This is a genomic window from Streptomyces sp. CAU 1734, from assembly GCF_039888735.1.
Classification (GTDB): domain Bacteria; phylum Actinomycetota; class Actinomycetes; order Streptomycetales; family Streptomycetaceae; genus Streptomyces.
In genome coordinates this window covers 324,567-347,200 of sequence record NZ_JBDQQP010000006.1, presented here as the reverse complement: position 1 = coordinate 347,200, position 22,634 = coordinate 324,567, and the positions used below count along the sequence as shown (strand labels likewise).

The window sequence follows — 22,634 nt, the reverse complement described above, 5'->3', positions numbered from 1 at the left end:
GGCCGTGCCGGGCTCCACCGGGAGTCCGGCGCGGCCGGCGGTGCGGGCGAGGGCCCGGGCGGCCGGCGTCGCGCGGCGCGGCACGGTACGGACAGCACGGGCGCCCCCCTGATACCACCCCTCCGCCGGCTGTCAATATCGCCCCGCTCCATGAGGGTGGAATCACGCCGAATCGCCGCGAACCCGCCCCCGTCCGGCGCCGGAAGCCGTAGCGTGAGGGTCATCTCCCCCGGTCGAGAGGGAACACCGCGAGAGGGAACAGGGGAGCACCGGCCGAGGCGACGCCGGCCGGGCGGCGGCACCGGCCGAGGGCCGACACCAGCGCCGCCACCGCACCGACATCCCCGACACAGGGCCGCCGGCAGGAGATGCTGTCGGCCTCCCGCACCGCTCCACAGGAGCCACCCGGACACCGGACAGGACCTCCGGCCACCGCCCTGGACCCCGGAAGCGCCACCCCCGGTTTCCGCCCGACCCCCACCAGGAGAGGTCCATGGACCGCAGAAGTCTGCTCCGGGGCGCGGCCGCCACCGCGGCCGCCACCGTACTGCCGCCCAGCGCGGACGCCCGTGCCCACGACGGCCCGGCGCCGCTGTTCAAGGCCGGCACCGACTATCCGTCAGCGCGATGGCTGCCCGCCTCGTCGTCCAATCTCACCGCCTCCAGCCGTCCGTCGTCCTACCGTGTCGACCGTGTCGTCATCCATGTCACCCAGGAGACCTTCGCCGACACCGTGGCGATCTTCCGGAACCCCGCGCGGAAGGTGTCGGCGCACTATCTGGTCCGTTCGTCCGACGGCGAGGTGGCGCAGTGCGTGCGCGAGCGGGATGTCGGCTGGCATGCGGGGAACTGGACGTACAACACACGCAGTGTGGGAATCGAGCACGAGGGCTGGGTGGACCGGCCCGAGTACTTCACCGACGCGCTCTACGAAGCGTCGGCGGCGCTCACCGCGGCGATCTGCGACCGGTACGGCATCCCCAGGGACCGCGCGCACATCATCGGTCACAACGAGGTTCCCGGCGCCACCCACTCCGACCCCGGCCCCCACTGGGACTGGACCCGCTACATCCGCCTCGTCAACTTCGCCTGACACCGCGGTGACCGCCGCCGCCGGCCGGGTGCGCGTGGTTGCCGCGCCCGGCCGGCCGCGCCACGATGAGGGCCGGGGAGGCCGACATGACCGACGCATGGGTGGCCCTGGAACCCGGCGCCGACCCCGGCGAGCGGATGGCCGAGCTGCGCAGGGCGCACAGCACCTATCTGACCGCGGGCCGGGTCGAACGGCCGGTGCGTTCCGTGGTGGCCGAGTCCTGGCGCCGCTCGGTCCGGGCCAGGGTCTGCCCGGACGGTACGGCCGGCATCGAACTGGACGAGGACGCGGTGACCGCCTACCGCGAGGAACACCCGCTGGCCCGGGTGATGCCGCTGGTCAGAGAGCTGACCGACGCGTACGCCAGGGACGGCGACCATCTGGTGGCCGTCTGCGACGCGCATGGGCGGCTCCTGTGGGTGGAGGGACCGGCCGGAACCAGGCGCAAGGCGGACGCGATGAACTTCGTGCCGGGCGCCCGCTGGGCGGAGACCGCGGCGGGGACCAACGCCCCCGGCACGGCGATCACCGTCGACCGGCCCGTCCAGGTCTTCACGGCCGAGCACTTCCGCCGTTCCGTCCAGGAATGGACCTGCGCGGCGGCCCCGATTCACGATCCGGCCAGCGGCCGGGTCATCGGCGCGGTGGACATCTCCGGCGGCAACCGGCTCGCCCATCCGCACAGCCTGGCGTTCGTCGGCGCGGTCGCCCGAGCGGCCGAGTCCCAGCTGGCCCTGCTCGCCCCTCCCCCGGACACCCGGAGAGTACGGCTCAGCGCGCTCGGACGGGACGAGGCGCTGCTGCATTCGGGCGGACGCACGCTGCGGCTGAGCCGGCGTCACAGCGAGATCGTCTTTCTGCTGGCCCAGCACTCCGAGGGGGTGGGCGGCGAGGAACTCCTCACAGAGCTGTACGAGGACGAGTCCGTCACCCCGGTCACCCTGCGGGCCGAACTGCACCGGCTGCGCGCGCTGCTCGGGCCCGAGCTGCTGCGCTCCCGCCCGTACCGGATCGCCGCCGGGGTCGACGCGGACTTCGACACGGTGGTCCGGCGGCTGGCGTCGGGGGCGGTGACCTGGGCACTGAGCGCGTACGCCGGCCCGCTCCTGCCCGTCTCCCGGGCACCGGCGGTGGTACGGATGCGGCAGCGGCTGGCCGACCAGCTGCGGGCGGCGCTGATCGCCCGCGCGGATCCGGGCCTGCTCGCGGACTGGGCGTACAGCTCCTGGGGAGAGGACGATCTGCCGGTGTGGCGGGCGCTGGCCTCGGTGCTTCCCGCGGCGCAGCGCCCCTCCGCGCTGGCCCGGGTCCATGAGCTCGACAGCTGGCAGCGCTCCTGACCGTCCCGCCGCCCTCACCGTGTGCAACTCCTCTGCAACGTACGGCCTCCTAGCCTCCCGGTGAATGCCGTCCAACGGCGGGCGGCGTCCTCACCGGGAGGCCCTGGAGATGTCCCGATACGCAGCGCCGGGCAGTGAAGGCGCGATCGTCTCGTATCAGCCCCGCTACGACCACTGGATCGGCGGCGCCTATGTGCCCCCGGCCAGGGGCCAGTACTTCGAGAACCCGAGCCCGGTCGACGGCAGGCCCTTCACCGAGATCGCCCGCGGCACCGCCGAGGACGTCGAACTCGCCCTGGACGCGGCCCATGCCGCCGCCCCCGCCTGGGGCCGCACCCCACCCGGCGAACGGGCCGGCGTGCTGCTGCGGATCGCCGACCGGATGGAGGCGAATCTGGAGGAGCTGGCCGTCGCCGAGAGCTGGGAGAACGGCAAGCCGGTACGGGAGACGCTGGCCGCGGACATTCCCCTCGCCATCGACCACTTCCGCTACTTCGCCGGCGCGCTGCGGGCCCAGGAGGGCACGCTCAGCGAGCTCGACGACGACACGATCGCCTACCACTTCCACGAGCCGCTGGGCGTGGTCGGCCAGATCATCCCGTGGAACTTCCCGATCCTGATGGCGACCTGGAAGCTGGCCCCCGCCCTGGCGGCGGGCAACGCGGTCGTCCTCAAACCCGCCGAACAGACCCCGGCGTCCATCCACTTCTGGCTGAGCCTGGTCGCCGACCTGCTGCCGGACGGAGTCCTCAACATCGTCAACGGCTTCGGCGTGGAGGCGGGCAAACCCCTCGCGTCCAGTCCGCGCGTCGGCAAGATCGCCTTCACCGGTGAGACCACCACGGGGCGGCTGATCATGCAGTACGCCTCCGAGAACATCAAACCGGTCACGCTGGAACTGGGCGGCAAGTCGCCGAACATCTTCTTCGACGATGTGTCGGCGGCCCATGACGACTTCCTGGACAAGGCCCTCGAAGGCTTCACCATGTTCGCCCTCAACCAGGGCGAGGTGTGCACCTGTCCGTCGCGTGCGCTGATCCAGCAGGGCCACTACAGCGACTTCCTGGCGGCGGCCGTCGCCCGCACCGAGCAGATCGTGCCCGGCCATCCGCTGGACACCGAGACGATGATCGGCGCACAGGCATCCAACGACCAGCTGCAGAAAATCCTCTCCTATCTGGACATCGGCCGTCAGGAGGGGGCGAAGGTGCTGACCGGCGGGCAGCAGATCACGTACGACGGTGACATGGCGGGCGGTTACTACGTCCAGCCGACGATCTTCGAGGGCGACAACCGGATGCGGATCTTCCAGGAGGAGATCTTCGGCCCGGTGGTCGCGGTCACCTCGTTCGCGGACTTCGACGACGCCCTGAAGACCGCGAACGACACCCTGTACGGGCTGGGCGCGGGTGTGTGGACCCGCGACATCAACACCGCCTACCGGGCGGGCCGGGCCATCCAGGCGGGACGGGTCTGGACGAACTGCTATCACGCCTATCCGGCCCATGCGGCCTTCGGCGGGTACAAGCAGTCGGGCATCGGGCGCGAGACGCACCGGATGATGCTGGAGCATTATCAGCAGACGAAAAACTTGCTCGTGTCGTATTCGCCGAAGAAGCTGGGCTTCTTCTAGGCGTCAATAAGGGCGCCTGACCAGGGGTTTTCCCTGACAGGCGCCCTTTGCGATGCACTTCTGAGAAGTGAGTCGAAATTCAGCTTTACTCCCGATCCCTCCCACCTGTATCCCACCTCGGACCAGCTGTTCCGGGGTATTCCCGGGCCAGTAGCCCGTAACTCGCCCTTATCGGTCTCCGAGGCGCCCTCCCAGCGCCGCGTGGAGGCCTCGATGAGCCGGTCGGCGTGATCACGTGTCTCGGCCAGGAATTTTGCGTAGTGGCGGAAGGAAACCTGGATGCTCTGTCCGGCGCGGCGTGCGCATTCGGCGGGGTCGACGCCGGAGGCGAGCCAGAAGGAGATGCCGGCGTGCCGGAGGTCGTAGGGCCGTTCGGCGAGTTCGAGGGTGTGTTCGTCGAGGGTGAGGGCGGCTTCGCGGGCGCGGTTCCGCGTAATTCCGTAGGCGGAGGCGTCGATGTAGTGCCTTTGGCGTTGCGGAGGATGCGGCCGTCGGGCCGTAGTGCCACCACCACTCACCCTGCGTAGCTTGCTGCCCTGTCCATTGAGTCTGGTGCCAGTGTCAGCGGCGGGTGATGGTGCAGCCGTGTCGTTGACCGCGCGGGTCCGCACATCGTGGTCGAACCACTTGGTGATGTCGGGCTGCATCTCGCTGATGGTGCGCATGCGGGCGTCCCAGTCGGGCCCGGCCGGGCGGTTCGTTGTTCGTGCCGGGCCCGCCGGGCAGTGGCCGGACCGAGACGGCGGTGCGCACATCGTCCAGCACCACGAGCATGCGGCGTCCGCTCAGCAGGCTGCGGTACTGCGCGGCCCATTCGGAGAGGTCCACCGGAATCCGGTGGTCGGGGACGCCGTGCGCCCGCAGGAATCCCGCCAGTCCCTCGGCGGTGCTCGTGGAATCGCGCTCGAAACTGTGCGGATCGGCGAAGAGCTGCCCGTCCGGGAACTGGTCGCGCACCTGGTGGGCGACGTGGCCGGCGCGGTCTTGCCGAGGCCGACGTGCCCGTGCAGGCCGCAGATGCGCGACGACCCGTGTCCGGCGGGTGCCCGTTCCCGACCGCCTCCACGGTCCGTTCACGGAGACACTGCGGCCCACATCGGCGAGCAGCACGGAGAGGACGACGAGCCGGCGGTTCTCGCCCCAGGATCACGGCCGTGCCGTCGGACACTTCGAGTCGTCCGAGTACGCGGAAGAGCATGGTCCGCCCGTTTCCCCGGTCCGGAACAGCGGGGTCCGCGCCGACGGCCGCGGTCGGGCCGGTGGGTGCGCGTGCGCACGGGTCGCGTCAGCGGCCGGGAAGTTGCCGGGTCCCGGGGAGGGTTCCGCGAAACCCGCTGTCCGTGCCCGGGTGTCCTCCGGTGTCCGTGCCCGTGCGGATGCCGCCGGGGGCACCGGCGGGGGCGCCCGTCCCGGGGCCGGGGGTCGGCGCCGCCCGTTCCCAACCATCCGTCCGATGCCGTGATGATCAGCGAACCGGGACGACGCCGACTCGGATCCGTTCGAGACGTCAGAGTCGGCGGGTGGCCTTCGAACGCCGTCCGATTCTTCGCGGAGCCACGGATCCGTGATTGCGGCATGTCGCCGATACTCGGGCGGCAACACGGCCAAGCTCCCGACTCTCCGGTGAACCAAGTTATCGATCGCCGCTCAAACCCACGGAACGGTAACACGGTCGCGACTTCTTCACCTCCCCTGAAGCATCGCGCCCCCGGGGCCCGGACAGCACCTCGAGGACAGGATTTGTCCACGGCTTGACCATCCTCGACAGGTTCCGGATCCGAGCCGGCCCTTCCGATGATTCGGCACGCCCAAAGCGACCAACAGGGCTTCGAGCGAAGGGCGATGGACACCTCTTCCGTACAAGTGGACTGACAGCGGACGAGTGTTGGCTCAGGGGGCACTCTCAAGAACCTCGATCGAAGCCGAGCATTTCACAGGGTCCGATACCTCATAGGCGACATGAGAAGTAAGCACCTTTTCGCCACAACAGGGCCTCTGAACAGGCATTTGACGATAGGTCACTCGTCGGGATGCACACGAAGGGAGCGACTCGGTGCATTCGTCCACCTGCGAGCGGACTGCACACATTCGAGCATGATCCGTAACGAATCCGTGATCAGGCCTAACTGCCTCAAGTCGGATATCTCCTCTTGCGTCTGTCGTTCCGTCACTCCAGAGTCACCAACTGTCATTACTACTGGTCAAGGTGGAGATTTATCGATGCTCAGAATGGGGGCCTGGCGCCCCGGCGTGGCGGGCCTGGCCATGGCCGCATTGCTCTCGGCGAGTCTGGGGGCGGCGTCCGCGCGACAGGCCGTCGCCGCCACCACCTGCGCGGGCGGCGTCGACAGCGACTTCAACGGTGACGGGCTCCGCGATGTGGCCATCGCGGACCCCGAGGCACCCGTGGGCGGCAAGGAACGGGCGGGGCTGATCCGTGTCGTTCTCGGCGGCGACAAGGGGGTCGTCGAGGTCTCGCAGGACACGCCCAATGTCTCCGACGGGGCCGAGACGGGTGACCAGTTCGGGTTCTCCTTCTCCGCGTACGACGCGAATCTCGACGGTTGCAGCGATCTCGCCGTCGGGATCCCCTTCGAGGATGTCGGCAGTGTGGCCGACGCCGGTCTCGTTCATGTCATCTACGGCTCTCCGTCCGGTATCGGCCAGGGCACCCCGGACCGCGGTCTGCGCCAGGGCACCGGAGGGCTTCTCTTCGAACACTCGGAGGCCGAGGACTGGGTCGGCTACTCGGTCGCCACGACCAAATCGGCCTCGGGCCATCCGTACCTGATCATCGGGGTACCCGGTGAGGACGACGACACCAAGAAGGACATCGGCCTGGTGACGGCCGTCTGGGGCGTCAATCTGACGGCCGCCTCCGCCACCCAGGACAGCGCCGGCGTCTGGGAGACGGCCGAGGCGTACGACCGCATGGGCACCACCGTCGCGGCCAGTGGACAGATGTTCGTCGTCGGCGTCCCCGGCGAGTCTTTGGACACCGACACCAACACGGGTGCCGTGATGGCCTTCCGGCCGTCGATCAACGCCAACGGCATCCCCGACCCCGTCTGGGGCATGGGCCAGGACCGCGACCCGGGCAGCGAGATCTCGGCGGAGACGGGTGACCGTTTCGGTTCCGCCATCGCCATCGCGCCGTACCGCCCGGCGGGCGCCGCCTCCGCGACGGACTATCTGCTCGCGGTCGGGGCTCCCGGCGAGGACATCGCCACCACCGTGGACGCCGGAGCCGTGGTGACCTATCACGTCACCGCCGCGGGCGGGGTGTCGATCCTGAACTGGATCGACCAGAACACCGCGGATGTGGAGCAGGAGAGCCAGGCCGGCGACTTCTTCGGCCAGCGGCTGTTCGCCGTGAACACCTCTCCGACCGCGGTGACCACGGCGGCCACGGCCCGGCTCGCCATCGGCGTACCGGGCGAGGAGTCCTCCGACGAGCACCGGGACAAGGGCGGCGTGCACATCATGCCGCTGCTCGGTCCGCCCGGTGCCTCGGATTCCTGGATCGACCCCGGTTACGGGATCCCCGCCACACCCGCGCCCGGCCAGCTCACCGGCATGAGCCTCTCCGGTACACGGACCATCCTCTACGTCGGCATGCCGTACGGGCCCGCGGCCGACCACGGCGTCCACGGCTTCCCCTGGAACGTCGCCAACGGCGGCGCTCCCACTCAGACCTTCAAGCCGGGTCAGGGCGGAATTCCCGCAGGGACCACCACCTTCGGCGCCGTCGTTCGATGACGCCCCAATCACCAAAAGAAACGATTCAGCACTTGAGAACACCATCCATCGGATTCCGGAACGAACCTCCGGGCACCGGGCGGCGGCGTGGTCGCGGGGCAGTCGCCATGACCGTCGCCGCGAGCGTCCTGGCGCTCGTGCTGAGCACCGCCCCACCCCTGACACCGCAGGCGGCCGCGGCCGCCGGATGCGCCGGCGCCGAGTCCGACTTCAACGGTGACGGCATCCGGGACACGGTGATCGCGGACCCGGAGGCGACCGTCGGCACGCATCAGCGCGCCGGAAAGGTCACCATCGTCCACGGCGGCGGCAAGGGAGTCCTCGAACTCACCCAGGACTCGCCCGGAATCCCGGGCGGACCGGAGGCGGACGACCAGTACGGCTATGCCCTCGCCGTGTACGACGCGGACTCGGACGGCTGCTCCGACCTCGCGATCGGTGCCCCCCATGAGGACCTGGGCACCTCGGCCGACGCCGGACTGGTGCACATCGTGTACGGCTCCACGACGGGCCTCAACACCGGCAGGGCGGCGAAGGAACACCTTCAGGGCGCCAGCGGCACCCTGGCCGGAGGCGCCGAGCCGGGCGACTGGACCGGCTATGCGCTGGCCGCGGGCGAGACCGCGTCGGGCACCCCGTATCTGCTCATCGGATCTCCCGGTGAATCGCTCGGCACCGTCGAGGACGCGGGCGCCTTCTTCTACATCCGCGGAACGGCCCAGACCGTCGTCCACGTCAATCAGGGGACGGACGCGGGCGGCGCGGTTCCGGGTGACGTGGAGGTCAACGACCGGTTCGGCGCGTCGCTCGCCGCCTCACCCACCCACTTCGCCGTCGGCACGCCCGGTGAGGCGCTCGGCACCACCACCTTCGCGGGCGGAGTCGCCGTCTTCAGCCATGAGCAGGTCGCCGGCCACCCCAAGCCGCTCGCCGGTCTCGGGCAGGACAACCCGGACATCTCCGGATCCGAGGAGCAGGGGGACGGCTTCGGCACCTCGCTGGCGATGGTTCCGTACCGCCCGCTTCCCATCGTGCCGGCCGGCTCACTCCTCGCGGTGGGCGTACCGGGTGAGGATCTGAGCACCACCGTGGACGCGGGCGCTGTGCAGATCTTCCACATCTCGTCGGCCGGCGAGGTGACCGAGCGGGAGTGGGTCGACCAGAACACCACCGATGTGGAGCAGGAGAGCGAGGCCGGGGACTTCTTCGGCCAGCGGCTCGCCGCGGTCGGCCTCACGGCGGGGGGCCTGCCCAGCAGCCGTGCCTTCCGTCTCGCCATCGGGGTGCCCGGAAAGCAGTCCTCCGACGAACACCGGGACACGGGCGGTGTGCACATCGTGCCGATGGTCGGCCCACCCGGCGCCGCGGACAACTGGATCGAACCCGGTAACGGAATCCCCGGTACTCCGGCCAAGGGCCGGCTCGCCGGGATGAGCCTCGGCGCGACGCCGGACTCCCTGTGGGTCGGCATGCCGTACGGCCCGGTGGAGGGCCATGCCGTACATGCCTTCTCGTGGAATGTCGCCACCGGTGGTGCGCCGACATCGACCCTGCGGCCCGGTGAGGGCGGTATCCCGGCCGGGAGCACCGCTTTCGGTGCGGTGGTCCGCTGATGAAGCCGATGAATGAGACGGAGACAAGACGCGTGTCCAGACGCAACACCCGCGGCGTTGTGCTGCGGACGGCGATCGCCGCAGTGGTGGCGGGGGCTGTGACGGTGACCGGGCTGACCGGTCTCGGTACGGATTCCCCGACCGCGGGCAAGCCGGTGGATCAGGCACCGGTGGCCTCGGACAAGCCGGTGCAGACGGAGGCCCAGGCGCTGCGCGCGGCGGCCGACGTGGGGAAGCAGGTCGAGGTCCTGGGGCTGCGTTCGGAGCGTCGCGAGACCTTCGCCAACCCGGACGGGTCGTTCACGGCCCGGGAGTACACCAACCCGATCCGTACCGTGAAGGACGGCCGCTGGGTCGGTATCGACAAGAATCTCGTCAAGCGGCCGGACGGCACCTGGGGCCCGAAGGCCGCGACGGTGGAGTTGTCGCTCTCCGGCGGCGGGGACGGCAAGCCGTTCGTGTCGATGGAGCGCGCCGGGCGCGTGATGGCACTGACCTGGCCGTACGGAAAGCTCCCCGCGCCGGTCGTCGAGGGTGACACCGCCACCTATCCCGACGCGCTGCCGGGTGTGGACCTGACGGTGCGGGCCCAGGCCGATGGTTTCGGGCATCTGCTGATCGTCAAAACACCGGAGGCGGCGGCCGATCCGAGGGTCGCGAAGCTGGACCTCGGACTGTCGACGGACGGCCTGAACGTCGTCGAGGACGCATCCGGCGCTCTCAAGGCCGAGGACTCCGCGGTCGGCGGCACCGTCTTCGAGGCCGGGAAGCCCACCATGTGGGACTCCGCCTCGGTGCGGGAGGCCGCGGCGGCGAAGGCGGGCCCGAAGGCCGTCGCACGCTCCCTGCGGTCCGCCGCGGCTCCGTCCACCGCTCTCGCGCCTCCTCTGCTGGGACCCGGTGGTGGCGGCCGGACCGCACCGCTGGGAGTCGAGGTCGCCCGGGACCGGCTGACCCTGGTCCCCGACCAGACGCTGCTGCGAGGCAAGGACACGGTCTTCCCGGTCGTCATCGACCCGATCCAGCACACCAGCTCGCGCACGGCGTGGACCGGTGTGATGTCCGGGAAGCCGAGCGAGCAGGACTGGAAGTATTCGGAGAGCACGGGCGTCGGCAAGTGCCCCACCGACTACAGCCCCGTCTCCTGCAACGGTGTCGATGTGCGTCGTCTGCTCTTCACCCTGCCGATCTCGTTCTACAAGGGCAAGCAGATCCTGAACGCGACCTTCGCGGCCAAGGTCGCCCACATCTACAGCGCCACCCCCACCGCTGAGCCGATCCGGCTCTACCGGATCGGCGGCAAGGACCACTCGATCACGTCGTCGACGAACTGGTCCAACACCGAGAGCCTGTGGGACAGCCACCTGGAGACCGTCGACAAGGCGATCTCGCCGACGTCCTGCACCAGCTCCAGCCAGCCGAATCTCCGCTTTGAGAGCGCGAAGAAGACCGGACCGCTGACCAAGCAGATGCAGACGGCCGCCAATGACGGCTGGTCCACCATCACCCTCGGGCTGCGCGCCTCGAACGAGTCCCGCTTCGCCGAGTGGAAGCGGCTGTGCGGCACCGCCCATCTGGAGGTCAACTACAACAATCCGCCCCGGCAGATCAAGACCGGTGACATGTCCTCGAACCCCGGTGGCATCTGCACCTGGGGGACCAAGGCCCCCTTCGCGGAGAAGCTCCCCGAGCTCAAGGTCATCGTGAGCGACCCCGATCACGGCAGTGGCCGCACCGACAAGGTCAAGGTCGAGTTCAAGGTCGACTGGACCGACCCGTCCGGCGTCGCCAGGACATACACACAAATGACCCCTCTGTGGCAGGCACCGGTCCCCGGTACCACGATCAACCACCGGGTGAAGTCCACCACGAAGATCAAGGAGAACACCACCGTCTACTGGAGCGCCCGGGCCATGGACTCCTCGGAGGCCTATGGACCGTGGAGCACCGAAGGTTCCGCCCAGCGCTGTGAGTTCGTCTTCGACTCCGCCCGGCCCGGCTCACCCAATGTGCTCTCCAAGGAGTACCCCTCCAACACCACCTACCACGACGGTGTCGGCAAATACGGTTCCTTCACCTTCGCGCCCAACCCGAACGACTCCATCCCCGACGGCGACGTGGTGAAGTACCTCTACGCCTTCGACAGCGACGCCACCCCGGCCCAGTCCGTGAACGCGTCCAAGCCCGGCGGCCCCGCGACCGTGTCGTGGATGCCCACCAAGGACGGGCTCCACTGGGTCAATGTCATCGCCGTGGACAAGGCCCAGAACCACAGCACCAAGGGGCACTACGTCTTCCGGGTCTCCGAGGGGAGGCCGGTGACCGCTCAGTGGAATCTCGCGGATGCGCAGGGCAGTGCCACCGCTCAGGACGAAGCAGGCGACTTCCCCGCCGATGCCGGCGCGAATGTCGCCTTCGGCAGGGAGGGCCCGGGCGGAAAGGCCGACCTGGCAGCCCACCTCGACGGTTCGAAGGACGCCTATCTGGACGCCGGTGACACCGTCATCGACACGGCGAAGAGCTTCAGCGTCAGCGCCTGGGTGCGGCCGGCCGATCTCACCCGCGACATGACCGTGGTGAGCCAGGACGGCACCGGCGAGCCCGGTTTCACTCTGGGGTACGACGCCATCGCCAAGTCCTGGGCGTTCGCCGCTCCGGTCAATGACGTCGATGCCCTCGGCGGCTGGAAGGCCGCCGCCACCGGGGTAACCGTGCCCAAGGACCAGTGGGTCATGGTGACGGGTGTCTACGACGCCCAGACCACCGAGATGAAGCTGTACATCAACACCGATCTCAGGAGCACCGTCAAACGCGGTTCCGTCTGGAAGTCCTACGGCGCCCTCCAGATCGGCCGCTCGATCGCCAAGAGCGGCTACCGTCACCACTTCGCCGGTGACCTCGCCGAGGTCCGCGTCTTCGACCGGGTCCTTCCTGCGGGCGACGTCGCCGCCATGACGACGGTCAAGGCCGACCGCAAGGGCTACTGGCAGCTCGACGAAGCCGTGAACGGTGTTTCCCCGGACCAGAAGCAGGGCGGCGCACCGCTGACCCTCTCGGGCGGCGCGGCCATCCACAAGGCACCGGACGACCCGTGGGGCGACGGTGCCCCGGCGCTCGTCGGCGCGGGCCATCTCACCCTCGACGGCGTCGACGACTACGCCTCCACCTCGGTCGTGCCGATCACCGGCGGCACCAGCTTCACGGCGACCGCCCGCGCCCAGCTCACCTCGCTGGATCCGGTCAAGGCACAGACCGTTCTCTCCCTGCCCGGCGTCGCGGCGAATCGATTCTCCGTCCGTTACCGGCCCGCGGCCGGCAACGCGCCCAGCCGCTGGGAACTCCTGGTGGCCGATTCGGACACGGCCACGGCCACGGTGAGGAGCTTCGTCCACGACCACAAGGAGCCCAACGCGGAAGGCTTGGGCCAGCACCTCGCGGTGGTCTACGACGCCTTCGCCAACACCATCCAGCTCTACGTCGACGGCGAGCCCGGCGTCGAGTTGAAGCTCGGCAGGAACAACACCCTGTGGACCGCCAAGGGCGGTCTCCAGGTGGGCCGTTCCCTGATCGGCACCAGCAAGGAGCACTTCGCCGGCGCCCTGGACGAGGTACGCGTCTACAACGGCGCGGTCGACCCCGTCACGGTCAAGCAGCTGGCGGCGACAGAGGCGCTGCCGGACATCTAGCAGCGCTCCGGGGGTGTTCCGGCCTCCTGCGAGGCCGGAACACCCCCGGTTCCCCATTTGCACCCCCCTCTCGCGAATCAGATCTTCCCTGTTCGCTCCGAACTCCCGAAAGACGGAATGACGATGTCTCTACGCAGCCGGCCATTCGGCCGGCGGCTCCCCGGACTGCTGCTGAGATCCACGGTCCTGGGCCTCTCCCTCACCCTGGCGGGCACAACCGTCCAGGCAGTCGCCTTCACCAGCGGAACCGAGGGCGCCAAGCGCCCCGGAGTCCAGAACTTCGGCGATCCGATCGACGGACGCGACGGCAAGGCTCTGCCCCGCCCCGCCGACCGGATGCAGAAGTCCGCCGTCACCCGTCTCGACAAGGCCGTCTGGCCCAAGGGCGGCAACGGCGAACTGCCGGTCACCAACGGTAAGGCGGACCCCGCGAGGACGGTCGGCGGACTGCCCGTCGCCGTCACCGCGACCAAGCCCCCGGCCGCGGCTTCCGCACGGAGCGCCAACCCCACCGGCACGGCCCCCGCGCCGGACAGGGTGCGCGTCGAGGTCCTGCCCGCGAAGCGCGCGTCGGACCTGAACGCGAGCGCTGTTCTGCGCGTTCAGCGCACCGACGCCACGCCCCGGCCCGCCAAGGTCAGGCTGACCGTCGACTACACGGCCTTCGCCGATGGGTACGGCGGCTCTTACGGCGCGCGTCTGCGCCTCGTCCAGCTGCCCGCCTGCGCCGCGACCGCCGAGCCGGGCAGCAAGCAGTGTCCGGAACTTCCCACCCCGCTGCGCACAGTCAACGACCCTGTCGCCAAGACGGCGAGTGCCGAGGTCTTCGCGGCCGCGGCGCCCTCCCGCGCCCGGTCGGCCGCCGCCGCGCCGCTCGTCGCCCTGTCCGCGGGAGCCTCCTCCTCGCAGGGCAGTTTCGCCGCCACGGGCCTGGCCCCGTCGGCGAAGTGGAGTGTCGCCCCGTCGACCGGTGGCTTCACCTGGTCGTACCCGATGCGCACGGTCCCGGTCGCGGGTGCCCTGACGCCTCAGGTCGGCCTCTCGTACTCCTCGCAGGGCACCGACGGCCGCACCTCCACCACCAACAACCAGGGCTCCTGGGTCGGTGAGGGATTCGGCTACGAGCCCGGCTACATCGAGCGCCAGTACAAGCCGTGCACCGAGGACGGTCACAAGGGCTCGGCGGAACAGTGCTGGGCCTTCGACAACGCCACGGTCATGCTCGACGGCAACGCGTCCCAGATCATCAAGGACGACAAGACCGGGAACTGGAAGCTCACCGCCCCCAACGGCGCAAAGATCGACAAGGTCAAGGGCACCGGCACCAACTTCTCCAACGGTGACAACGATGGTGAGTACTGGCGCATCACCACCGCCGACAGCAAGCAGTACTTCTTCGGGCTGAACCGGCTGCCGGGCTGGACCACCGGCAAGGAGGAGACCAACTCCGTCTGGACCGCTCCGGTCTTCAGCGACGACGCGGGCGAGCCCTGCTACAACGCCGATTTCTCCAAGGCGCACTGCAAGGAGGCGTGGCGCTGGAACCTGGACTATGTCAAGGACCCGCACGGCAATGTGATCTCGTACTTCTACGAGAAGGAGACCAATCACTACGCCCTGAACGGCAAGACGGACGTCAACGGCACCGCCTATGACCGCGGCGGCTATCTGGAGCGGATCGACTACGGTCAGCGGGACCAGCAGGTCTACGCGGCCAAGGCCCCCGCCCGGGTCACCTTCAACACCGCCGAACGCTGCCTGCCCGACGCCAACTTCGACTGTGCCCCGGCCAAGCGCACCAAGGCCAACGCAGCCCGCTGGCCGGACGTCCCGGTCGACCGGGAGTGCAAGGCCGGCGTCAAATGCGAGGCCGACCAGATATCGGCGACGTTCTTCACCACCAAGCGACTGACGTCCGTCGTGACCCAGATGCGCAAGGACGCCACCACCTACCAGGACGTCGACGCCTGGAACTTCACCCATCTGCTTCTCGACAACGGTGACGCCTCCAAGGCCCTGTGGCTCTGGAAGATCGACCACGAGGGCCGGGTCGGCACCACGGTGAAGATGCCGTCGCTCGAACTCTCCGGCATTCAGATGGACAACCGGGTCGACGCGATCGGCGACAACATCTCGCCGTTCAAGCGGCACCGGCTGGCCTTGGTGCTGAGCGAGTCCGGCGCACAGCTGGATGTGAACTACTCCCCCACCCAGTGCACCGTGCCGACACTGCCCGCGCCGGGGGAGTCGGTCAAGCGCTGCTATCCGGTCAAGTGGATGCCGCCGGGCTATATCGATCCGGTCGACGACTGGTTCCACAAGTACGTGGTTGACAACGTCATCCAGACGGACCGCACCGGCGGCAGCGACAAGATGGTCACCCGCTACACCTACCTCGGTGACGCGGGCTGGCGTCATGCCAAGCCCGACGGCATCACCCCCGACAAGCTCCTCACCTGGGGTGACTGGCAGGGGTACGGCAAGGTGAAGGTCACCACCGGCTCCGACACCCAGCAGCCCACCCGGGTCGAGCACACCTACTTCCAGGGCCTCAACGGCGACAAGCAGCCGGGCGGCGGGAAGCGCGTGGCGGAGATCACCGACTCCGCGGGCACCAAGCACACGGACGACGAGGACTTCACCGGCTTCGAGCTGGAGACCACCGTCTACAACAAGGGTGCGGTCGCCAGCAAGGTGATCAAGCACCCGTGGAAGCACCACACGGCCACCCAGACCTCGGACTGGGGCACGCTCCGTTCCACGCTGGTGGCTGCCGACGTCACCCTCGGATTCACCGCCCTCGCCGCCGGCGGCTGGCGTGAGACCAAGTCGTCGAACCTCTACGACAAGGCGACGGGCACGGGGCGGATCGACCGCACCGAGGAACTGGGGCTCGTGGTTCCCGCCTCGGCGACGGCGGAGAAGAAGGCCGAGGCGGCCAAGGACGACACCTGCACCCGGACCTTCTACGCCGACAACACCACGGGTGAGCTGAACTTCCTCGGGGTTGTGGAGCGGGTGGAGACGGTGCAGGGCACCTGTGCCGCCACACCCGACCGCCGCACCCAGGTCGTCTCCGATGTCATCAACTCCTTCGACGGCAAGGTGTACGGGACCCCGCCGACCCGCGGTCTGACGACCCGGGTCGAGCGCCTGAAGTCGCACAACGGCACCAAGGCCGACTACCAGGAGACCAGCTCGACCACCTACGACCAGTACGGACGCCCGGAGAGTTCCACCATTCCGGCGACGGGCAGGACCCGTACCGAATACACCATGGCCAATGGTCTGACCACTCAGACCAAGGTGTTCAACCAGCTCGAGCACGCGATCACCACCGAGTACGAGCCGGCCTGGGGTCAGACCAAGAGCCAGCTCGACGCCAATGGGAAGCGCACGGATCTGGCCTATGACGGTCTCGGGCGGATGGTCTCCGTCTGGCACCCGGACCGGAGCAAGGCCGGCAACCCGACCACCCCCAGCACCAAGTACTCGTATCTGGTGCGCCGCGACGAGCCCGCCGTGGTCAAGCAGGAGATCCTCGAGACGGGTGGCACCTACGCCGCCGACTACACCCTTTACGACAGTCTGCTGCGCCCGCGCCAGCGTCAGTCCGAGGCACTGGACGGCACCCGTCTCGTCGCGGACACGATCTACGACAGCTGGGGCCGGGTCCGGTCCGCGTTCGAGACATACCACACCGCAGGTGCGCCCTCCGACAAGCTGGAGACGATCCGCGACAACCAGGTTCCCGCGCAGACCCGCTACGAGTTCGACGACATGGGCCGCCCCTCGGCGACCGTGTTCGTCGTCAAGGGAACCGAGCAGTGGCGGACCACCACCAAGCACGAGGGTGACCGCACCCATGTCATCCCGCCCCAGGGCGGCGTGGCGAAGACCTCGGTGAAGGACGCCGACGACCGGATCGTCGAACTCATCCAGTACCAGAGCGGGATACCGGGATCCGCTGGTCCGGTGAGCACCACCTCCACCAAGTACGCGTACACCCCGACGGGCGCACTCGCCAAGGTCACCGACTCGGCGAACAACGAGTGGTCCTTCGAGTACGACCAGCGCGGCCGCCAGGTCAAGTCGGTCGACCCGGACGCCGGAACCACGCTGAAGGAGTACGACGACGCGGACCGCGTCGTTCTGAGCACGCACGACGGCACCAAGAAGGCCGTCAAGACCACCTACGACAAGCTGGGCCGGGTCACCTTCACTCATGACGGGGCCGGCACCGCGCTCACCGAGCAGAGGTACGACCGGGCGGGCGCCCTCGGGCGGCAGTACGGTTCGCTCCGTTTCATCGGCGGAACCGAGTCCTTCGGAGAGGTGATCCAGAGCTTCGACACGCTCTACCGCCCGCTGAGGACCGCGTATCTCGTGCCCGCTTCCCAGGGGAAGCTGGCGGGCACCTACCTCTTCAACAACGCCTACAACGCGGACGGGACCCTCCAGTCCAGCAGCCTGCCGGCCGCGGGCGGCCTCCCGGCCGAGGTGCTGGTCAACGAGTACGACGACCTTCAGCGTCCGACCACGCTGCGGGGAACCACCTCCTACGTCACCAACACCGTCTGGTCACCCACCAGTGATCTGCTCCAGTACGAGGCGAACACCGGCGCCAAGAAGGTGTGGAACACCTTCGAGTACGAGACCGGCACCAAGCGGGTCTCCCGCGCGATGGTAGACATCGCCGGCACGACCACCGGCCCGGCCAAGGACACCGGCTACTCGTACGACCAGAACGGCAACGTGCTGTCCATGTCGGAGAAGTCCGCGGAAGCGGCCGGCCCCGATGTCCAGTGCTTCCGCTACGACACCAACCAGCGCCTCTCCGAGGCATGGACCCCGGCGGCGACCGCCACCACCGCGCAGGGCTCCGGCACCGTCGGCACCACCGCTCCGGTCGAGGGCAGCCAGCCCTCCGCCTGCGCCGCGGCCCCCGGCGCGTCACCGCTCGGCGGACCCGCCGCCTACTGGAAGTCCTACCGGACGGACGCCATCGGCAACCGCACCGAGGACATCACCCACGACACCGGTCTCGTCGCCGCGAAGGATGTCAAGCGCACCTTCGCCTATGGCGAGGGCCCGGCCGGCCCGCACTCCGTGACCAAGGTGACCACGGACACGCCGACCGGTGACCGGAACAACATCTACCGCTACGACACCGCGGGCAACACCATCTCGCGGAACATCGGGGGCGACACCAGCGACCTGGAGTGGAGCGCCGACGGGAAGCTGACCAAGGCGTCCCACCCGGACGACGTCACCACCACGGACAAGAACGAGGCCTGGGAGACGACGTACCTGTACGACGCCGCGGGCAACCGCGTCCAGGGCAAGGACGCCAAGGGCACGACCGTCTATCTGCCGGGCATGGAACTGCACCAGCCGGCCAACACCACCACGGTCGAGGCAACCCGCTACTACGCGCACGCCGGCCAGACCGTGGCCGTCCGGACGTCGGCCACGAAGGTCAGCTTCGTCTCCTCCGACCACCACGGCACCGGCGATCTGGCCGTCGACTCGACGACGGGCGCGGTGACGAAGCGCCGCTTCGACCCCTACGGCAACAGCCGCGATGCCGGGCCTGCCGCAGCATGGCCGGGGACGAAGGGATTCGTCGGCGGCACGATGGACGAATCCACCAGCCTGACGCATCTGGGCGCGAGGGAGTACGACCCCTCCCTCGGGAAGTTCATCTCGGTCGACCCGATCATCGACTACGCCAACGCGCAGCAGATGAACGGATACTCCTACGGCAACAATTCACCCGTCACATACTCTGACCCGTCCGGACTGATTCCGGCGGAGTGCGGTATGGGCGAGATTTCCTGCACCCCGAACGACGCAGGCGGCTTCGACACGAAGAAAAAGAAGGGCTCAAAGAAACCTGGGAAGATGTCGAACGCGGAGCGCGACGTCATTCTCGCCGAAGGAGATTCCGCCGACGCGGATGCAGCACCCGGCCAGGTGGTCGAGAAGATGGTCGAACTGGCCAAGGACATCGCCGGAATCAACGCGGTCCAGGACTGCATATCGAACCCTGGAATCGGCACCTGCACGAAGGCTGCCGCCGAGATCGCCCTCAACTTCGCCGGCGCGGCGGTCAAGTCGATCCTGAAGGCCGACAAGATCCTGAAGGCTCTCGATCTCCTTCCCGACCTCTGGAAGGCCATCGGCAAGGCCGAAAAGGCGAAGAAGAAGTTCGACAAGGCGAAAGACGCACTCGCCAGAGAGCAAGAAGCGGCAAAGTGTCTGACAAAGCACAGCTTCCTGCCCGGAACTCTCGTCCTGATGGGCGACGGCAGCAAGAAGAAGATCGAGGATGTCAAGCTCGGTGACAAGGTACTGACGACCGACCCGGACACGGGCGAGAATGCCGTCCGTGAGGTCGTCGGCACCATCGTCACTGAAGCCGACAAGGAATTCGTAAACCTCGCCATCACTAGGGGCAAGACCACATCCACTTTGGTCTCCACGACCACTCATCCCTTCTGGGTGCCATCGGAGCAGGAATGGATTGAGGCTGGCAGGCTTCGTCCGGGCATGGAACTGCACACACCCGGGGGTGACCGGGTTCAGATGATGGCCCTGCGCTCATTCGAGAAGCAGCAGCGCACACACGACCTGACCATCTCAGGCATCCACGCATACTATGTACTTGCCGGGGCGACACCAGTCCTAGTTCACAACAACAACTGTGACCCACTTCAAAACTATGCCGATTCACTGCGGCCGGGAGCAACCAAAAAGGGCCCCCATGTCGCAGCGGAATACACCTCTCCCTCGGGTCTGATTTACTTCGGCCGCAATGGTCATGGCCTTTCCCCGAAGGCTGGCGGAGACCTTGAGCGGGCTCTTCGGGAGAGCGGGCATCACGGTGGCTGCGCAGAAGTAATGTGCTTGATCCAGGCTGAAGCAGCTGAAGGTGCAGATTCGATCAGAGGGGGGTCAATGAGGGCAGTTCGAGTGCGCGGCCTCAGATCTGAGGGAAACGCGCACGGGACGCCCATCTCTCCCTGCCCTAACGCGTGCACACCACTGCTTGGAATTCTCGGAATCAACAACTGAACCTGAGCATCAAATGGCGGGCGGATTTCGAAATCCGCCCGCCATCTCAGGCCCTACATCAGGAGCGCCACAATTGACATCACGACTGCTCCCTTCATGGCTGCCCGACTGGGATGGCGCGGAGGAGATTGCTGGAAGAATTGACCCAATCGTCTTGCACGAGCAAGTCGGAAAGTTGCTGGATTTGGTATTCGCCGATAATACAGCCTTCCTGGATTCACTCTCGGAAGCCCTTGAATCCTCCCTAGTGCCTCCTCTCAATATTCTTGGTGAAATCTACGAAAGTAGAACAAGCCTGACTGAGTTTGTTGTGGCTTCTAGACTTGTGAGGCGCTCGGCGATTCCTTACCTGGATGATGGGCCTGTAGAGCTGAAGGTCCTGATTGAGAATTTGCCTGAATGACCGGACAGGTGGTGCGGCCTTAAGGGTTGTCCCGAAAAGATCTTGGCTTCGAGTACAGAGCAGCCTGAAGAGCCGGCGAGGTGCTCAGGCAGTCGGTTGTGAGGTGTCCAGGGACCGGGCGAAGTCGGCGAGCGTGTGGAAGTCGTTCTCCCGCAGGCCGATCCGAGGGTTGACGTGGTGCAGGAGCCCAGGCCCTTGGTGGTGGGCGGCCACGTACATCTGACCCAACTCGCTCTGCTCGTCGTCCACCCAGGCGAATCGGCGCCCGTTGGCGTAGTTCACCAGCGGTCCGGTTTTCCAGTGGACTCCATCAGGGCGTTCTTGGAGCAGCACGTCGCCGAAGGCGACGAAGGGAGGTTCCGGAAGGCTCAGGACCGGTGCGATCCACCGGTGGCGTCGCCCATCCATGTGGTGGCCCAGCACAACTCGAAGCCGAGCCGGAGCAGGATTCGTCCGTGCTCCGGGTTGAGCCAGACACGCAGGGGGCGCCGTCGGGACGAAAGGCCACTGTCGTCCTCATGGGCGTCGTTCCGGGGAACCCTGAGTGTGGTGTAGCCGTCGGGATGCCTGTCCGGCTGGGCCGCATAAGGGTTGAGCGGCCCGTTCACATCGAGGAACAGCAGGGGTCGGTTCACGGTTTCCCCCGGTCTTGCTCCCTGCGGACTGCTCCGCTCAGGGTAGCTGTGGGATTGTCCTGGCCTCGGTCGGCCTGAGTGATAATCATGATGTGGCGAGTGTGATCACGGCATCAGAGCCGTCCTGGACAGCCCCGTTCGCGGGGCTCATCCCGCGTGGCTTCGGCAAACCACTGATCATGCTGCGGCGTGATGGAAACGCCGCTGCGGAGAGCTTCAACGTCGCCCTCAAGAGCGACACTCAAAGTCCGCAAAAGCTGGTCGAGCGAGCGCGAGGCCAGGCTCGACGCCTTCCGCTGGCTGACCCGCTACAACACCAGACGCCGACACTCCCGCCTCGGACAACGATCACCGATCGCCTACGAGAATGCCCTCCGACCAGCAGTACTGACTTTGAAGGCGGGTTGTCGTAGGGGCTGACGTTTGGTGATTGTCGCTGTATGCCGAGTGTATGAGGTATTCGCAGGGTGGGGGTCTGACCGCGGAGAGGCAAGCCTTCCGCGAGCGGATCCGGATGGAAGCAGCGGTGACGTCGATGGGCGGGGCAGTACGGACATCGCGAAGGAGTTACGGGTCAGCGTCCGGTCGGTCCAGCGGTGGCGGCAGGAATGGAGGGCGGCCGGCCCAAACGGGGTTCGATCCTGCGGCCCGGCTTCCAGGCCCAAGCTGAGCGACGCACTGTTCGCCGTGCTTGAGGAGGAGCTGGCCAAGGGCCCGGTTGCGCATGGTTGGCCGGACCAGAGATGGACGCTCGCCAGTTTCCTGCCCGTATGCCGACGGCATCCAGCTCATCCCGGCGGCAATTTGAGGCCGTCCGCCCAAGGACGGCCTGACGGTGCGGCGCTGGTATCCCGATCGGCTCGGCAGAAGTCGATGCGGCCGTGCCGAGCACACCGGGGAGTGTCAACGCACCGGATGTTCCCGGCCCTGTACGGGCACCGGCCAGGCCCGGCAGAGCGGTCGCCGGCTCACGGCCGCCGGTCGACGGATCCGTCCCCCTGCTCGCGGGGCACGAGGATGGGCGGGCACCCCGCAGGCAGTCCCGCCCGCCATGGCCCGTTGCCTCGACTCCTGCCCGCAGTACGGCCGCTTCGAGGAGCCAGGTCCCCATCGCCGCGTGACGCGGCTGTCCCATTGCCCTGCATCGGGAACGGTTTTAGGCATGCCGGGCCAACAGCCGAAGGACCGGATGAATCTTCATCGTGAACACCGCCGGGACGCCGCCGATGTCTCTGCCACCACTCCCAACGCCCCTCTGCCGGAGCGGATCTCTCGGAGAGCGGCGTGACAGAGGAAAAGTCCGCCGTAAAGGTATCGACGGTCCATGCACATGCGTTCCGCCGAGCGCGGCGTTCCCCTGCGCATCCGCCCTCATCGTGACCAGCCCAAGATGCG

The 22,634-nt window shown here is 67.9% G+C and carries 10 protein-coding genes and 4 pseudogenes; 11 read left to right on the top strand and 3 right to left on the bottom strand.

Annotated elements, in window-relative coordinates:
• Positions 1-493: 493 nt before the first annotated feature.
• The 3 genes from AAFN69_RS14200 (at position 494) to AAFN69_RS14190 (ending at position 4,066) form a co-directional block, all read left to right on the top strand.
• Positions 494-1,093 (top strand): peptidoglycan recognition family protein, encoded by a 600-nt coding sequence (locus AAFN69_RS14200; protein ID WP_347728811.1) that lies wholly within the window; start codon positions 494-496, stop codon positions 1,091-1,093.
• Between the two features lie 86 nt (positions 1,094-1,179).
• Positions 1,180-2,433 carry a GAF domain-containing protein gene (locus AAFN69_RS14195; protein ID WP_347728810.1) on the top strand — a complete coding sequence of 418 codons (1,254 nt, stop codon included), beginning with the start codon at positions 1,180-1,182 and terminating at the stop codon, positions 2,431-2,433.
• 109 nt (positions 2,434-2,542) lie between these two features.
• On the top strand, positions 2,543-4,066 hold the full coding sequence (locus tag AAFN69_RS14190; RefSeq protein ID WP_347728809.1) for an aldehyde dehydrogenase family protein: 1,524 nt from the start codon (positions 2,543-2,545) through the stop codon (positions 4,064-4,066).
• On the opposite strand, the gene AAFN69_RS14185 is transcribed toward AAFN69_RS14190, so the two are convergent.
• Both AAFN69_RS14185 and AAFN69_RS14180 read right to left on the bottom strand, forming a co-directional pair.
• Positions 4,063-4,713: a hypothetical protein gene (locus AAFN69_RS14185; RefSeq protein ID WP_347728808.1), complete on the bottom strand. Its 651-nt coding sequence runs from the start codon at positions 4,711-4,713 to the stop codon at positions 4,063-4,065. The genes AAFN69_RS14190 and AAFN69_RS14185 overlap by 4 nt on opposite strands.
• Positions 4,628-5,023 (bottom strand): hypothetical protein, encoded by a 396-nt coding sequence (locus AAFN69_RS14180; protein ID WP_347728807.1) that lies wholly within the window; start codon positions 5,021-5,023, stop codon positions 4,628-4,630. The genes AAFN69_RS14185 and AAFN69_RS14180 overlap by 86 nt, the downstream gene beginning before the upstream one ends.
• Positions 5,024-6,286: 1,263 nt before the next feature.
• On the opposite strand from AAFN69_RS14180, the gene AAFN69_RS14175 reads away from it, so the two are divergent.
• The 5 genes from AAFN69_RS14175 to AAFN69_RS14155 all read left to right on the top strand — a co-directional run bounded on the left by AAFN69_RS14175 (position 6,287) and on the right by AAFN69_RS14155 (position 20,604).
• Positions 6,287-7,825 carry a VCBS repeat-containing protein gene (locus AAFN69_RS14175; RefSeq protein WP_347728806.1) on the top strand — a complete coding sequence of 513 codons (1,539 nt, stop codon included), beginning with the start codon at positions 6,287-6,289 and terminating at the stop codon, positions 7,823-7,825.
• Positions 7,826-7,932: 107 nt separating this feature from the next.
• On the top strand, positions 7,933-9,438 hold the full coding sequence (locus AAFN69_RS14170) for an FG-GAP repeat protein (RefSeq protein ID WP_347728805.1): 1,506 nt from the start codon (positions 7,933-7,935) through the stop codon (positions 9,436-9,438).
• Positions 9,439-9,470: 32 nt separating this feature from the next.
• Positions 9,471-13,124, top strand: coding sequence for a LamG domain-containing protein (locus AAFN69_RS14165; RefSeq protein WP_347728804.1), 3,654 nt, complete (start codon positions 9,471-9,473; stop codon positions 13,122-13,124).
• A gap of 123 nt (positions 13,125-13,247) precedes the next feature.
• Positions 13,248-20,201 carry an RHS repeat-associated core domain-containing protein gene (locus AAFN69_RS14160; RefSeq protein ID WP_347728803.1) on the top strand — a complete coding sequence of 2,318 codons (6,954 nt, stop codon included), beginning with the start codon at positions 13,248-13,250 and terminating at the stop codon, positions 20,199-20,201.
• A gap of 73 nt (positions 20,202-20,274) precedes the next feature.
• Positions 20,275-20,604, top strand: coding sequence for a hypothetical protein (locus AAFN69_RS14155; protein WP_347728802.1), 330 nt, complete (start codon positions 20,275-20,277; stop codon positions 20,602-20,604).
• A gap of 84 nt (positions 20,605-20,688) precedes the next feature.
• Here the strand turns inward: AAFN69_RS14155 and AAFN69_RS14150 are convergent.
• A pseudogene (locus AAFN69_RS14150) lies at positions 20,689-21,239 on the bottom strand (hypothetical protein).
• A 92-nt stretch (positions 21,240-21,331) separates the two neighbouring features.
• On the opposite strand from AAFN69_RS14150, the pseudogene AAFN69_RS14145 reads away from it, so the two are divergent.
• From AAFN69_RS14145 to AAFN69_RS14135, 3 pseudogenes are all read left to right on the top strand, one after another.
• A pseudogene (locus AAFN69_RS14145) lies at positions 21,332-21,436 on the top strand (IS5/IS1182 family transposase); the annotation flags it as partial.
• Positions 21,437-21,659 (top strand): annotated as a pseudogene (locus AAFN69_RS14140) (integrase core domain-containing protein); the annotation flags it as partial.
• Positions 21,660-21,690: 31 nt separating this feature from the next.
• Positions 21,691-21,995: pseudogene (locus AAFN69_RS14135) on the top strand (helix-turn-helix domain-containing protein); the annotation flags it as partial.
• Positions 21,996-22,634 lie beyond the last annotated feature (639 nt).